Source organism: Microbacterium sp. 01T413_2 (assembly GCF_056398985.1).
The window spans coordinates 55,164-68,471 of record NZ_JBFTQL010000002.1; the positions used below are offsets into that span (position 1 = coordinate 55,164).

At 72.0% G+C, this 13,308-nt stretch carries 9 protein-coding genes and 1 pseudogene; 1 reads left to right on the plus strand and 9 read right to left on the minus strand.

The annotated features are described in order from the left end of the window. Window positions 1-73: 73 nt before the first annotated feature. Window positions 74-1,930, minus strand: coding sequence for a dihydroxy-acid dehydratase (gene ilvD, locus AC1DMN_RS01550; RefSeq protein ID WP_440733687.1), 1,857 nt, complete (start codon window positions 1,928-1,930; stop codon window positions 74-76). Window positions 1,931-2,083: 153 nt separating this feature from the next. On the opposite strand from ilvD, the gene AC1DMN_RS01555 reads away from it, so the two are divergent. Further along, a complete protein-coding gene (locus tag AC1DMN_RS01555) occupies window positions 2,084-2,869 on the plus strand; it encodes a helix-turn-helix transcriptional regulator (protein ID WP_477229504.1) in 786 nt (261 codons plus the stop codon). A gap of 818 nt (window positions 2,870-3,687) precedes the next feature. On the opposite strand, the pseudogene AC1DMN_RS01560 reads toward AC1DMN_RS01555, so the two are convergent. From AC1DMN_RS01560 to AC1DMN_RS01595, 8 genes and pseudogenes are all read right to left on the minus strand, one after another. Continuing rightward, window positions 3,688-4,305: pseudogene (locus AC1DMN_RS01560) on the minus strand (glycosyltransferase family 39 protein); the annotation flags it as partial. Between the two features lie 58 nt (window positions 4,306-4,363). Continuing rightward, the gene (locus AC1DMN_RS01565; RefSeq protein ID WP_440734088.1) at window positions 4,364-5,101 is read right to left on the minus strand and encodes an IclR family transcriptional regulator; all 738 of its coding nucleotides are present in this window, start codon (window positions 5,099-5,101) and stop codon (window positions 4,364-4,366) included. Between the two features lie 89 nt (window positions 5,102-5,190). Continuing rightward, window positions 5,191-6,780 carry a PucR family transcriptional regulator gene (locus tag AC1DMN_RS01570; protein ID WP_477229502.1) on the minus strand — a complete coding sequence of 530 codons (1,590 nt, stop codon included), beginning with the start codon at window positions 6,778-6,780 and terminating at the stop codon, window positions 5,191-5,193. Then, window positions 6,777-7,784, minus strand: a complete 1,008-nt coding sequence (locus AC1DMN_RS01575; RefSeq protein ID WP_477229501.1) for an S-methyl thiohydantoin desulfurase domain-containing protein — start codon at window positions 7,782-7,784, stop codon at window positions 6,777-6,779. Before AC1DMN_RS01575 ends, AC1DMN_RS01570 begins: the two co-directional genes overlap by 4 nt. A gap of 103 nt (window positions 7,785-7,887) precedes the next feature. Beyond that, a complete protein-coding gene (locus AC1DMN_RS01580) occupies window positions 7,888-8,982 on the minus strand; it encodes a DUF917 domain-containing protein (protein WP_477229500.1) in 1,095 nt (364 codons plus the stop codon). Next, window positions 8,979-10,082 carry a DUF917 domain-containing protein gene (locus AC1DMN_RS01585; RefSeq protein ID WP_477229499.1) on the minus strand — a complete coding sequence of 368 codons (1,104 nt, stop codon included), beginning with the start codon at window positions 10,080-10,082 and terminating at the stop codon, window positions 8,979-8,981. The genes AC1DMN_RS01580 and AC1DMN_RS01585 overlap by 4 nt, the downstream gene beginning before the upstream one ends. Window position 10,083: 1 nt before the next feature. Continuing rightward, window positions 10,084-11,631, minus strand: coding sequence for a hydantoinase/oxoprolinase N-terminal domain-containing protein (locus AC1DMN_RS01590; protein ID WP_477229498.1), 1,548 nt, complete (start codon window positions 11,629-11,631; stop codon window positions 10,084-10,086). An 86-nt stretch (window positions 11,632-11,717) separates the two neighbouring features. Then, entirely contained in the window at window positions 11,718-13,052 is a 1,335-nt protein-coding gene (locus AC1DMN_RS01595; RefSeq protein ID WP_477229497.1) for a purine-cytosine permease family protein, read from the minus strand. Between the last annotated feature and the right edge of the window lie 256 nt (window positions 13,053-13,308).

Sequence of the window (13,308 nt, forward strand, 5' to 3'; positions counted from 1 at the left end):
CCTCGGATCCGGGTTCGGTAGTTTGCGGACCTGCGGACCTGCGGACCTGCGGACGCGCCGGGCGCGGCCCGGCTCAGAGCTCCGGGACGATGCGAATCGCGCCCTTGTCAGCGGACTGGGCGAAGTGCGCGTAGGCGCGCAGCGCGGGGCTGACCTCGCGGACGCGGTTCTTGGGGCGGTAACCGCCATTGGCCTCGAGGTGCTCGCGGCGACGCTCCAGCACCTCCCAGGGCACGTCGAGCTCGAGCTTGCGGGTCGGGATGTCGATCGAGATGATGTCGCCGTCCTCGACGAGCGCGATCATGCCGCCCGCGGCCGCCTCGGGGGAGACGTGCCCGATCGACAGGCCCGAGGTGCCGCCCGAGAAGCGCCCGTCGGTGATCAGTGCGCAGGCCTTGCCGAGCCCGCGGCCCTTCAGGAACGAGGTCGGGTAGAGCATCTCCTGCATGCCGGGGCCGCCCTTCGGGCCCTCGTAGCGGATGACGACGACGTCGCCCTCCTTCACCTGCTTGTTCAGGATCTTCTCGACCGCCTCGTCCTGCGACTCGCAGACCACGGCGGGGCCGGAGAACGTCCAGATCGACTCGTCCACGCCCGCCGTCTTCACCACGGCGCCGTTCTCGGCGATGTTGCCGTGCAGCACGCCGAGGCCGCCGTCCTTCGAGTAGGCGTGCGCGACGTCGCGGATGCAGCCGCCCTCGGCGTCGGTGTCGAGCGAGGCCCAGCGCTCCGACTGCGAGAACGCGGTGGACGAACGGCGACCGCCGGGTGCCGCGTGCCACAGGTCCTGCGACACCTCGGAGGCCGATCCGCCGCGGATGTCCCACTCGTCCAGCCACTCGCCCAGCGTCGCCGCGTGCACCGTGTGCACCTGGTCGTCGAGGAGGCCGCCGCGACGCAGCTCTCCGAGCAGGGCGGGGATGCCGCCCGCGCGGTGCACGTCCTCCATGTAGTAGGTCTTGCCACCGGCGGAGTTCGGGGCGACCTTCGCGAGACACGGCACCCGGCGTGAGATCGCGTCGATCTCGGCGAGGCCGAAGTCCACCCCGGCCTCATGCGCGGCGGCGAGCAGGTGCAGGATCGTGTTCGTGGATCCGCCCATCGCGATGTCGAGCGCCATCGCGTTGCCGAACGCGGCCTCGGTCGCGATGCTCTTGGGCAGCACGCTCTCGTCGTCGCCCTCGTAGTAGCGCTGGGCGATGTCGACGACCAGGGATCCAGCCTTCTCGTACAGTGCGCGGCGGGCGGTGTGCGTCGCGAGCACCGAGCCGTTGCCGGGCAGGGAGAGGCCGATCGCCTCGGTGAGGCAGTTCATCGAGTTCGCCGTGAACATGCCCGAGCAGGATCCGCAGGTCGGGCAGGCCGACTCCTCGATGCGCAGGATATCGGCGTCGGAGATCTTCTCGTTCACCGCGTCGCTGATCGCGTCGACGAGGTCGAGCGAGCGCACGGTGCCATCGACCAGGGTCGCGCGTCCGGCCTCCATCGGGCCGCCCGAGACGAAAACCGTCGGGATGTTCAGGCGGAGCGCCGCGAGCAGCATGCCCGGGGTGATCTTGTCGCAGTTCGAGATGCAGACCAGAGCGTCTGCGCAGTGCGCGTTGACCATGTACTCGACCGAGTCGGCGATGAGGTCGCGCGAGGGCAGCGAGTAGAGCATGCCGCCGTGACCCATCGCGATGCCGTCATCGACGGCGATCGTGTTGAACTCGCGGGGGATGCCGCCCGCCTCGCTGATCGCCTCAGACACGATGCGCCCGACCGGGGCGAGGTGCGTGTGGCCCGGCACGAACTCGGTGAAAGAGTTCGCGACGGCGATGATGGGCTTGCGGCCGAGATCCTTGCCGTCGACGCCGGCGGCGCGGAAGAGGGCGCGGGCGCCGGCCATGTTGCGTCCGTGGGTGACCGTGCGAGAGCGATAAGCGACCATGGGACCCATTGTGGACCTGCCGTGAGCATCTGCCGAGTCCGTGAGCGAGGAGGGTTTGTACTAGTACTCCGAGTACTGTTTCGATATGGACTGCGATCACGGCGGAAACGCGTCTTCTGCGCAGGACGGCACGGGCCGGACAGGGCGGCGCACATGATCCGCCCGCGCACGCCCCGCCGCGAGCAGCTGGGGGAGTTCCTCGCCTCGCGCCGCCGTGCCGCGAGCCGCTCCGCGCTGGGCTTGCCGCAGGCCGCTCGGCGCGGCGACATCGGCCTCAGCCGCGAGGAGGTGGCGGCCCTCGCCGGGGTCAGCGCGAGCTGGTTCACCTGGCTCGAGCAGGGGCGTGACATCGGCGTCTCCCGCCAGGTGCTCGGCGCCGTGGCCCGCGTGCTGCAGCTGAGCCCGGCCGAGATCGACTACGTGGTGCGGCTCGCGGGCCCCGACGAGGATGGCGCCGCCGAGGAGCCCGAGCGCATCCCGGACCATCTGCAGCGGCTCGTCGACGCGCTCGCCTTCCCGGCCTTCGTGGTCGCGAGCGACTGGGCGATCGTCGGCTGGAACGCGCCGTACGCCCGGCTCTACGATCGGATCGCCACGGTCGACCCCGAGGATCGCAATCTGCTCTGGCTGATCTACACGGATCCGCGGCTGCGCCGCATGCTCCCGGACTGGGATCAGGAGAGCCGCCGCTTCCTCGCCGAGTTCCGTGCGGAGTCGGGTGTGAGGCTGAGCTCGGATCGGCACCGCGCGCTCATCGAGCGGCTGATCGAGGCGAGCGCCGACTTCCGGATCCAATGGGCCGAGCATGCGGTCGAGCGCTTCGCCTCCCGCCAGCGCGTGTTCCAGCATCGCTCCGACGGGCGGCTGGTCTTCGAGCACCACAGCCTCGTACCGGCGGACGCACCGGGGCTGACCGTGGTGATGTACGTGCCGATCTGACGCGGCCCCGTCCGGTTCTTGCTCCCGTCGCAAAGGTTCGATTCCAGGTGCCGCACGTCCGGGGAGCGCCCGGGATCGGGGCCGCGCTCGACGGCCCAGACGTCGGGTGTGAGGTCGGCGGCCGTGAGCACGTCGTTGGGGCGAGTGCGGTCCCACAGGCCCGGTTGCGTGCGGAAGGGGGCGATCAGCGCGGGGTCCCGCGGCGCGGCGACGTCCGAGGGATAGACGGCGGCGATGAGCCGGGGGGCCTCGGAGTCCTTGGGGCGGTCGTCGTAGACCACGGCGTCGCCCTGCCGGGCGTGGTCGTGCAGATACGCCGCCGCCTCGCGCCAGTCGCTGCCGTCCTTCGCGTAGGGCCCGCGTTGCACCACGAGATTCGGCACGAACGCCACGAGCAGCGCGGCGAGCACCAGCCCTGCGATCAGCGGTGCGCGCGCCGCTGCTCCCCGTGCCGACCACCGGGCGACGGCGCGCGCACCGAGCGCGACGAGCACCGCTGCGGCCGGGGCACAGAACGACAGATACCGCACGGTGTACATCGGGGCGATCGTGACACTCGCGAGCAAGATCGCCGCGGTCGGCAGCGCCAGCCAGATCAGCGCCAGCAGCGCGAGGCGGGCGTGCTCGACGTCGTGTCGGCGGTCACGGAACGCAGCCACCACGCCGATCGCGATCAGCGCTGCGCACGGCCAGGCGGTCACCGGGTCGAACCACTGCAGCGCGAACACGTTCAGCGGCGTGATGTAGTCGCGGTGCGCGAGGAAGCCGATCTGGTTCTGCTCCGCGGCGGCGAGCAGCACGATCGGCACCGCCAACAGGGTCGCGAACGCAGCCCAGCCCGACCAGCGCGCGAGCGAGCGGCGGTGGAAGATCAACACGAACACGCCGTGCACCACGAGCAGCAGGGCCAGGTAGAGGAAGACGTAGATCGCGGCTGCGGCGCCGACGGCATAAGCCGCCCACCCCCACCAGGCATGCCGTCGCGCCAGCAGAGCGAGCAGCAGCACCGTCAGCCACGCCGCGACCGCGGATCCGATCGCGTACGAGCGCGCCTCCGCCGCCATCACCGCGGTGCGGGGCAGCAGGGCCGAGATGAGGCCGGCGGCCATGGCGAGTCGCGGACCGCCGAGGCGTCCGGCGAGCACGGAGGTGCCGGCGGCCAGGAGCCCCGCGGCGATCGCGCTGGGCAGCCGCACGGAGAACTCGCTCGCACCGAACAGATCGATCCACACATGCAGGAACGCGTAGTAGGCGCCGTGCACGCCGTCGACGGTCTGCAGCATGCGCCCCAGCTCCGGCCAGGTGCGCGAGGCCGACATGACGCTCGCGGCCTCGTCGCCCCAGAACGACGGGATCCAGGATCCGCTCACGCCCGCGAGCAGGCCGACGACCCCTGCGATCACGGCGACGCGTCGAATCTGGGCTGGATCCGTCATCCTCCGCACTCGCCGATCCTCCCGGCCCGGGCTGTGCGCCCGCCGAACGGACTGTCCGTCAGGAGCCGGCGCGCGCTCCGTAGCCCAGCCGGCGCTGCAGCTGCCGGGCGGTCTCGGTCACGGCATCGACGATCGCCGTCTCGTCGACGGAGCCCTCCTCCGACCAGGTGACGGCGACGGCCGCCACCGGCCAGTCGACGTGGTCGCGCACGGCGATGCCGACCGACCGGAACCCCGGGGTCACCTCGCCGTCCTCGCGGGCGACGCCGTCGCGACGCACCTCGCGCAGCAGCTCGTTCAGCTCGCGGGGGCGAGACGGGCCACCGCCGGAGCGCTGCGCGAACGCCGCCGCATCCGGATACAGCGCGCGCACCTGCTCGCGGGGCAGCGCGGCGAGCATCGCCCGGCCGGTCGCGGTGAGGTGCGCGGGCAGGCGCACTCCCACGTCGGTGATGAGGGCGGGGCGGCGCAGAGCACGCTCCTCGACGATGTACAGCACGTCGCGGCCGGTCATCACGGCGAGGTGCGCGCTCTCGCCGAGGCGGTCGGCGAGACCCGCCAGAAGCGGGCGCCCGAGCCGGGCCAGCGGCTCCTGCCGGGCGTAGCCGCCGGCGAGCTCGAAGGCGCTGGTGCCGAGTCCCCAGCGGCGCTCCTGCGGCAGATGCACGACGAACCCGTGCGCCTCGAGCGTGGTGAGCAGGTGGTAGACCGTGGAGCGCGGGATGTCGAGCTCGCGCGCCAGCGCGGACGCGGCGACCGGACCGGCGCGGCGGGCCAGGAAACGCAGGATCCGCAGGGTGTGGTCGGCGGCGGGGACCTGGGGCCTGTCGTCGCGGGCGTTCGTCGGCGAGTCCGTCCCGGCGCCGTGGTCCGTGCGATCGGCGTTCACGCTCCCAGGATCCCATGCTCGCGTCGTGCCGTGACGCCGTCGCCCGCCGCGGGCGCGAGTACGGCGCGACAGGCGAGGTGCATCGCGAGGCGGGTCTCGGGATCCGTCAGGTCGACGCCGAGGAGCTCCTGCACCCGCCGGATCCGCACCGCGACCGTGTTGCGGTGCAGGTTCAGCGCCTCGGCGGTCGCGACCAGGCTCGACTCCTGGTCGAGGTAGGCGGAGAGCGTGCGCAGCAGGTCCCCTGTCGCGCCCTGCAGCGGCGCGAGGAGCGATTCCGCCGCGGGCACGAAGGTGTCATTGCCGGTCCAGGCCAGCAGCAGCTGCTCGAGCCCGAGGCTGTCGACACGGACGAACCAGCCCGTCGCCGAGCGCGACGCCGCGATCCGGGCCGCATCCGCGGCCTCGTCCAGGGTCGCGGCGAGCCCCGCGGCCCCGCGCTGCAGTGAACCGACGCCCGTCGCGATCGCGAAGGCTCGTCCCACTTCGCGGTGCAGAGTGCGCAGCCCGCGCGCCAGCTGTTCGACGGTCGCGGGATCCGGTGCCTCGGAGAACGCCAGCCAGCCGCTCAGCCCGCGCCCGGCGGTGGTGACGTGCGCCTCCGCGGGGATCCTGCCGAGCGCCGCGCGCACGGCGCGGAGCAGCGGCAGCGGATCCAGCCGACCGCGCCCGACCATCCGGAAGCCGAGATGATGTCCTGTCGTGCGCCAGCCGCGCTCGCCCATGCGGCGCTCGATGTCGTCATCGGCGAGGCCCCGTGCGTCGACGAAGTCGCGGAGCAGGGCGGAGGAGGCCGAGACGTCGTTCACCTCCGCGACCTCGTCGATGAGGATCCGCGCCGCGACGGCCGGCATCGCGACCTCGGCCGCGACGGAGAGCGCGGCGAGCTGGCTCTCGCTCAGCCCCTCGCCGAAGACGACCAGGCGCAGGCCCGGCCGACTCGGGCTGTCCACGCGGACGGAGGCCGCGGTGCGGTTCCCCGCACGGGCGATGTCGATCCAGGGACGAAAGTCGATCGCGGCGTGCAGGGCGGGATCGAGTTCGCCGCCCGAGGAATGCAGCACGTCGGTGCCGTCCACGAGGGCGAGCGGATGGCCGAGCGTGGCGGAGATCTGGCGAAGCAGATCCGACAGATCCCGGGCCGGATACTCGAAGGAGCGCGCGACCTTGCGCACGTGCGAGAGCGTGAGCGCGTCCTGCGCCTGCACGAGCATCCAGCACGCCTGGGCGAGCACGATGGGTCGCTCCACGTCGAGCAGGCAGATCCCCAGCCGCTCAGCGAGCCGCTGCGCGCCGGGGTCGAACCCGGCGGCGCCCGGCAGCGCGACGCCGCGGAAGCCGCGCTCGCGGATCCGGCGCAGCATCGCGTCCTGTTGCCAGGGCGTCTCGGGCGCGGCGTCGAGCAGCACCGCGAGGGCGCCGTCAGGCAGTGCGGCGAGGCCGCCGTCGGGCAGCGTCGGCAGGTCCGCCTCCGCCGACTCCACGGCGACCGCGTCCCACGCGGCGTCCTCCGGGCCGGCGATCCGGCGCAGGCCCCCGGTCTCGGGGTGCGCCCGGAGGCCCGCGAGGGAAAGCCGGGCGGTCATGCGGCGTCCAGCTCGGCGAGACCGTACGTCGACGGCAGCACACGGCGCAGGCGCTCGGGGCGCTCCAGCCACCAGTCCGGCGCGGGCAGCGAGAGGACGACGACGCGCCGTCCCGGAACGAGATCGGTGACCTGGAGGATCTCGCGCGACGCGGCGTCGAGCATGACGATGATCGCCGGTGCGGAGGCGAGCAGCGCGCCGTCGCTGAGCACGGCGAGGGCCTCCGATCGGGTCACCACACGGTCGATCGCCCCACCGGGGCCGGCGATCTCGACGGACTGCACGTGGGGGTCGGCGTGGTGCGGGGAGATCCGGTCGATCCGTCCCTCGGTCAGCAGGCGCGCCCCGAGCCCCGCGGCGAGCTCGGCAGTCGGCGAGAACCGGGCCGCGAGGAAGGCGCGCCCCAGGGCGAGCGCGCGCCGCTGGTGTCCTGGCATGGCGTGCTCACGGAGATCGCCGACCGTGAAGCCCGCGAGCACGGCCGCACCGCTCCCTCCCGCCTGGATGATCGCCGAGCGGATGATGCGCTCCGCGTCCACGGCGCGGTCCGTCTCCACGAGGGCGACGCCGCCGGCACCGCTCTCGCACGTGAACACGAGCCCCGGCACCCGGTCGACGAAGAGCGACATCTGGTCGAGCTCCGGCACGGCGCGGCCCGTGCAGTCGGCGTCCACGATCGTGCGCTCGCCGGAGAACAGGAACGGAACGAGGCTGTTCATGCCGCCGCCCTCGATCGAGCAGACGGCGGGGATCCGCGTGCCGAGCCAGCGTTCTGCCGCGGCCACCAGGCGTCCGAACGGTGCGAGTCCCGGCATGCGCTCGCCGAGCAGGATCGTGGAGCCGACGAACGCGGCGCCGAAGCAGGGAGTGGCGGGATCCAGCTCCTCCACGTCGACGAGCGGATGCGGGCCGGAATCGTCACCCGCGAGCATGAGTTCGAGCATGGTGGTCGTGCCGCCGCCGCCCGAGCCGAGCAGGGCGCAGCCCAGCGCGAGCGCGGTCACGTCCCCGGCTCGTAGTCGCCACGACATCGTCCCAGACTAGAGGCCTCGCATCGGATCCGGATCGGATCCAGGGGCCGGTTCGGGTCCGGCTCCTGGATCAGGCTCAGACGCCCAGCCGCTCGACCGGGCGGAACGGCTCGGCGAGACCGAAGGCGGAGGGGCCGAAGGCCGCGAGGGCGCCCTCGGTGCGCATCATGTCCGGCGTCGAGATGCCGAGAACGCGCACGCGCTGGCCGTAGCGCAGCCCCTCGGTCGTGATGGGCTCGGCGGTCTCGTGATCCACGACGCAGATGAGATCCGGCACGATGGCGACGACCTCGCCGTCGTGCCGGGCTATGAGGTTCTCGTTCTGGAACAGGATCTCGAAAGAGCCGTCGCCCTCGAGCGGCGCGATCACGGCGCGTCCCTTCGCGAATCCCTCGGTGGTGCGGCGCTCGACGTCGACGACCTTGCCCACGGCGAGCTCGCGTACGTGGGCGTAGAGGGTGCGGGAGAGCGTGTCGGCGATCGCCTCGAAGGGGGAGCGGTGCTCTGCGCGGGCCTCGCGGATCGCGCGGCCGAGGGCGAGCGCCATCGAGATCGTGCGCGGAACGGCGGTCCGGCGCACGTCCGCGCCGGACATCGCATACTCCGCGATGTGCCCGACGCCGCCGATGCGGATGGTGATCGCGCGGGCGAGCCACTCCATCTGGCGGTCGTCGTCGCCGGTGTCGATGATGACGGTCTCCCAGCGCTCGCCGGCGAGGGCGAGGGGCGAGCCGTGCACGCCGTACACGGCGAACGTCTCCATGGACAGCTCGGGGAAGGCGCGACCCATGCCGTCCGCGTCGACCACCGGAAGCCCGGTCTCCGCGGCGACGACGAGCGGGATCATCGAGTTGATCCCGCCGCACTCGATCGGCATGGTGGCGTCGGCCGTGCGCCCCAGGTGCGCCTCGAGCGCCCTGAGCGCCAGCGTGGGCTCGGTGCCCGCCGGGATCTTCTCGACCATCACGGTCGGCGCGCCCATCTGCGCGGTCGGGATCACGAAGAGATCGTCGGGAAGCTCCTCCGGATCCAGGATCGTGATCGCCCCGTCGCCGAGCACCCGTTCGACGAGCTTGCTGCCGATGTAGGGATCGCCGCCGCCGCCCGTGCCGAGCAGTGTGGCGCCGCGGGCGAGGTCGGGGAGATCAGCGGCCGTGAGCTGCCAGCTCATGCCGCGCCCGCCGTCACGAGGGGTTCTCCGGTCGAGACCGTGCCGTCGTAGCGATGGGCCGGCATGTCGTAGCCGAAGTAGCCGGGACCGACCATCGCGAGCGCCTCGGCGGAGTGCCAGCGCTCGTCGGCCGGGGCCGCGAGCACGCGCACGCGCTGGCCGTAGCGGAGGGCCTCTGTCGTGATCGGCTCCCCGGACTCGCCCTCGACGACCATGATGAGGTCGGGCGTGGTGGCGAGGATCCGCCCGTCGGCCTCGGCGACGAGGTGCTCGTTCTGGAACTGCAGGGTGAGCGCGGCACCGCCCTCGCCCCCGATTCGGGCGCGACCACGGGCGAAGCCGGTCGTCGTGGCGCGCTGCACGTCGATCACCTTCCCGTCGAAGAGCTCGCGTCCGGAGAGCTCGCGGACCGCGGCCTCGACCGGATCGGTCTTCGCTGCACGGGCCTCCGCGATCGCCCGCCCCACGGTGATGCACCGCGAGAGCGAGCCGCCGACGAGGCCCGCGCGGGCCTGTGCGCCCGTCATGGAGAACCCGGCGATCATCGTGGAGCAGCCCATCTCGACGGTCGCGACGCGTGCGATCCGCTCCGTCCAGGTGTTGTCGATCGTCTGCAGGACCGCGACGTTGCCCTTCTCGTCGCTGAGCGCGAGGGGCGAGGCGGTGACGCCGATGAGCGTGGGCAGCACCATCTGCAGTTCGGGGAACGCGCGGCCCATGCCGTCGGCGTCCACGAGCGGCAGTCCGAGCGCGGCGGCGGCCGCGACGGGGATCGTCGAGTTCACGCCGCCCACCTCGGCGCACGCGATGTGGGTGACGGGCCGTCCCAGATGCGAGCCGAGGGCGCGCACGGGCTCGACGACCTCGTCCAAGCTCGGGAGCTTCTCCACCATGACGGTCGGTGCGCCCATCATCGCGACGAACAGCACGTGCGCGTCGTCGGGGACTTCGGCGAGGTCGAGGACGGGGACGGGCCCGTCCGACAGCGCCTGCCGGGCGAGGAGGGATCCGATGTAGGGATCGCCGCCGCCGCCGGTGCCGAACACGGCGGCGCCGCGGGCGAGATCCTCGATCTGCGCGGTGTCGATCTGCCAGCCCATCTCAGGCCCCCATGTCCAGGTCGCCGACGGCCTTGGCGCGGATGCGCGTGGCGTTGCCGGGCAGGTACGGGATCGGGACCTCGTCGAAGTCGATGATCGCGACCGTGGACGGCTTCGCGCCGGCGGCGATCGCCTTGTCGACGGCCTCGGCGCGGACGGCCGCGATGGTCTCGTTGCGCGCGCCGGCGGCGATCGCGTAGACCTTGTCGATCTCGCCGCCGACCTGGGCGATCGACGCGCCGATCGCGTTCGCGACCGCGTAGTTCTCCGGGCGGTGCACGGGGCCGAACGGCTCCAGAACGTCGGGGAGCAGGATGGATCCGCCGCCGACCGCGACGACTGCGATCGGGTCGGGGGAGGTGCGCATCCGGTCCACGGCCTCCGCGACCCGCTCGGCGATGCGCGCGAGCACGCGCGCCACGAACTCCGGATCGAGGTGCGCGACCTTCGCGGGGTCGCCGACCTCGGCGCGCCCCGCCGCGACCGCGATGTCGGTCGCGGTGAGGGTCGAGCCGCCGAAGACGAGCGCTTCTGTGCCGAGGCGGTAGCCGACCGAGGCGGGGCCGACCTCGGCGGTCTCCTCGTCCACGATGCTCCCGCCGCCGATGCCGAGGGAGAGCACGTCGGGCATGCGGAAGTTCGTGCGGATGCCGGCGACCTTCACCTCGTTCGCGGTCTCGCGGGGGAAGCCGTTCACGAGCAGGCCGATGTCCGCCGTGGTGCCGCCCACATCGATCACGGCGCAGTCCTGCAGGCCGCTCGTGGCCGCGGCTCCGCGCATCGAGTTGGTCGGGCCGGAGGCGAAGGTCGCGACGGGATAGCGGCGCACGTACTCGTCGTCCATGAGCGTGCCGTCGTTCTGGCTGAGGAAGATCGGCGCCTCGATGCCGTGCGCCCGGACGGCGGCGGTGAGGCCGTCGACGATCTCGGAGGCGAGCTCGCGCAGGGCGGCGTTGATGATCGTCGCGTTCTCGCGCTCGAGGATGCCGATCCGGCCGATCTCGTGCGAGAGGGAGATCGCCACGTCGTCGCCGAGGACCTCGCCGAGGATCTCCGCGGCGCGCACCTCGAGGTCGTGGTTGACCGGGCTGAACACGGCCGAGATCGCGACAGAGCGGATCCCGTGCGCCTTCATGTCCGCGGCGATCCCGCGCAGTTCCTCGGGATCGAGCGGCGAGATCGGGCGACCGTCGAACTCGTAGCCGCCGTGCGCGAGATAGCTGCGCGCCTGAGCGGCCTCGAGCAGTTCACCGGGCCAGTCCACGAGCGGAGGGAGGGCGCGGGTCGCGGGCAGGCCGAGCCGCAGGGCCGCGGTGGGCGCGAGACGGCTGGCCTGCACGAGCGCGTTGATGAAGTGCGTCGTGCCGATCATGACGGCCTCGATGTCGGATCCCTCGAACGGGTGGTGCGCCCGCAGATCCTCGATCGCCTGCACGATCCCGTCGGTCACGTCGGGGGTGGTGGAGTGCTTCACCCCGGCGAGGGTGCGGGCGCCGTCCATGAGGACGGCATCCGTGTTGGTGCCGCCGACGTCGATGCCGATGTGCATGGTTCTCGCTTTCTCGGTGGTTCTGGGACGAATGGTCCCGTCGCGGGGCGTCGGAAGGCGCCGCACCCCGCGACGGAGTCTGGGGATCAGGCGGCCGCGGCCTCGGCGGGATCGGCCTGACGGGTGGGGACGGCGCCGACCCCGCGGACGAGGCCCAGCTTGCCCGCCACGATGTACAGCACCATCGAGAGGAACAGGCTGACGAGGGACGGGATCCCCCAGGTCACGAAGTAGCCGACGAGCGACGAGACCACCCAGACCACGATCGTGGCGGGGACGATGCGCGGGGCGGAGGCGGGCAGCACGCCCTCCTCACGGCTGGCGTCGAGGTCCCCGCGCCAGCGGCGGACGATGAAGTACTCGGCGACCATGATGCCCGCGATGGGCGGGAACGCCACGCTCAGCACGATGAGGAACTGGGTGAACTGCCCGAGGATCCCCGCGGCGGCGAGGACGGATCCGACGATGCCGAGGACGATCGTCGTCGTCACGCGGTGCAGGTTCTTGCCGAACGTCGTCGAGACGAAGTTCACCAGGCCCAGGGCCGACGAGTAGAGGTTCCAGTCGTTGATCTTGAGCGTTCCGGTGATGACGATGATGAGGCCGACCAGGCCGACCGAGCTCGTGACGATCGCGACGATGTCGCCGGACTTCGCGGCGTGCGCGAGGAGCACGCCGGCCAGGCCGATCACGAACTCGCCGAGCGTGACGCCCACGACGGTCTGCTTGACGACGTCGGCGCGGGAGCGGTTGAAGCGCGTCATGTCGCCGGTGATGATGGCGCCGACGATGAGGCCGCCGGCGACGATGCCGGTGCCGGCCCAGACGGTGATGTGCGGGCCCGGTGCCGGGCTCGTGAGCAGTGCGCCGAGGTCGTGACGGCTGAGCTCCGAGATCACGGACCAGCCCACGAGCACGAGGAACAGGGGCACGGTGATGTTCGCGAGCCACTGCATGCCGAGGAAGCCGAAGGCCACGATCGCGGTGACGGCGAGGCCGAACAGCAGGCTCCACAGCCAGGTCGGCAGCACGCCGGGCATGAGCGCGTCGAGCGACTGCGCGGAGATCGCGGACTGGATGCCGAACCAGCCGATGAGGCTGATGCCGATCGCGAGGCCCACGAGCGCCGCGCCGATCTCGCCGAAGCCTGTCCAGCGGGCGAGGAGGGCCGTGTTCAGGCCCTCGCGCTGCCCGATGAATCCGACGATGCACATGATGACCTCGAGGATGACGGATCCGAGCAGGAACGCGAGCGCGGCCTCCCCGAAGGTCATCCCGTATCCCAGCGTCGCGCCGAGGAGGAACTGCGACAGGGCGGAGACCTGGCCGAAGCGCTGCACGGCGATGCCGAACCAGGGCTTTCGCGCTTCGGGAGTCACGCGGGAGAGGGCGAAGTCGTCGTGCGGCGCGATACGGGCCATGGTGGTTTCCTTCGGGCGGAAGAGGATGGTGCCGCTCACGCTAGTGACGCGTTGCGCGACCCACCATGTGCTATCCGCACTGATCTCATCATCTGTTCGACATTTCGCACATCTTGTGCGTCGGATGTCGGGAGTCGCGGGAGGATCCAGGCTCGCTCGATCCCGATCCCTCCCGGGTCACCCGGGGCCCATCAGGGCGGTGCGCAGCCTTCGTCTACATGTCTGTGATTCCAGACAGGACGTCGTCCCGGGCACT